Below are 1,246 nucleotides of genomic sequence, written 5' to 3' on the forward strand. Positions count from 1 at the left end.
AGTTTGCAAACTATAAAGAGACATCAAAAGTATTTACATAAAAAATAAAAGAATGTAAAATTAAGGAGACAAGTAAATGAAAAAGATTAAAAAAGTTTTATGTATAGGTTTAGCTGCAACACAATTATTAATGCCAATATCTGTTTTTGCAAATGAAGAAATTGATTGTGAAGAAAGTGCTGTTAAAATAAATGAAGATATAGATAATGTTTATATCAATGAGCTTGACTTTATATATACTGATGAAGAATATGATGAGGAAATTTCTACTAGAATGGTTAGTCCGGCAATGATAGATCTTATATATAAGGCTATCAATTATTTCGGTGATAAACTTCAATATTTTATTGCTAATTATACTGGAGCTCCTTTCTGGGGAATGCCTATGAGTGAAAAGGTTGGGATCATAAAAGAAAACTGGTCAGATTTTTGTAGATGGGCTGAAGATAATAATTATATAGTTGTTCATGATAGATAATATTAAATTTATTTGAGATAAGGAGTAGATAATGATAGATTTAGTACATGTTGGTATAGGCGGATTTATAATAATGTTATTAACTTTATTATTTTTTATTGCTAGAGAAAGTAGAATTAATAAGTTTATAATCACTTTGCTAAGGATAATCACAAATGCAATTTCTATCTTTGTTTTTGGACAGCCATTTATAGAAAAAAATGAAGAAGAGGATACCGATAAAAAAAACTAATCTGTTATTACTCAATTAAATATCATTGCCACCTTTTAATTGTTTGTGCATTTTGTCAAAATATCTACAATGTCATAGTAATTAATGTGAATACAGAAAAATGTACAAAAACTTGAAGGTTTAATTAAAGAAAGACAAAAAAATTAGAATAAGAGTATCAATTAGGGTACTCTTATTTTAATTTACTCAAAATATAATTATAAGTTTCTTCATTTCTTAAATTTCCAATTTCATAATCTTTAATAGTAGATTGATTTAAGTTACATAATTTAGCCAAGTCATTTTGTGAGATTCCTTTCATTAATCTTTGTTTAAATAAAATTTGTTTTGAACTTTCATTCTCATTATTTTATCAAAAAAGGTAACGTTAAAAATATCTATTACAATCAATGTTCGATAATTAAAACATAGTTGTTTAGGTTAATTGCTTATATCTTGGCCGAGGGATTTATAGACAGCAAACGAGAAGAAGGAAATGTAATAAATAATACTTATACAGAAGAATTGAAAGAGCCTAAGGAGTAATATTCCTTAGG

The 1,246-nt window shown here is 25.7% G+C and carries 3 protein-coding genes; 2 read left to right on the forward strand and 1 reads right to left on the reverse strand.

Annotation, left to right across the window (positions count from 1 at the left end):
• The first annotated feature begins 76 nt into the window (after positions 1-76).
• Positions 77-478, forward strand: a complete 402-nt coding sequence (locus EF514_RS10675) for a hypothetical protein (protein ID WP_127725432.1) — start codon at positions 77-79, stop codon at positions 476-478.
• A 31-nt stretch (positions 479-509) separates the two neighbouring features.
• On the forward strand, positions 510-710 hold the full coding sequence (locus tag EF514_RS10680) for a hypothetical protein (RefSeq protein ID WP_127725433.1): 201 nt from the start codon (positions 510-512) through the stop codon (positions 708-710).
• A 172-nt stretch (positions 711-882) separates the two neighbouring features.
• Here EF514_RS10680 and EF514_RS10685 read toward each other — a convergent pair whose 3' ends face one another.
• Positions 883-1,011 (reverse strand): helix-turn-helix domain-containing protein, encoded by a 129-nt coding sequence (locus tag EF514_RS10685; RefSeq protein WP_164845599.1) that lies wholly within the window; start codon positions 1,009-1,011, stop codon positions 883-885.
• Positions 1,012-1,246 lie beyond the last annotated feature (235 nt).

Source organism: Anaerosphaera multitolerans (assembly GCF_004006535.1).
Taxonomy (GTDB): Bacteria; Bacillota; Clostridia; order Tissierellales; family Peptoniphilaceae; genus Anaerosphaera; species Anaerosphaera multitolerans.

What these genes read in the sequence shown, in the direction of transcription:
- EF514_RS10675 (WP_127725432.1), top strand. Translation starts at nt 77, where the DNA reads ATGAAAAAGATTAAAAAAGTTTTATGTATAGGTTTAGCTGCAACACAA.
- EF514_RS10685 (WP_164845599.1), bottom strand. Translation starts at nt 1,011, where the DNA reads ATGAAAGGAATCTCACAAAATGACTTGGCTAAATTATGTAACTTAAAT.
- EF514_RS10680 (WP_127725433.1), top strand. Translation starts at nt 510, where the DNA reads ATGATAGATTTAGTACATGTTGGTATAGGCGGATTTATAATAATGTTA.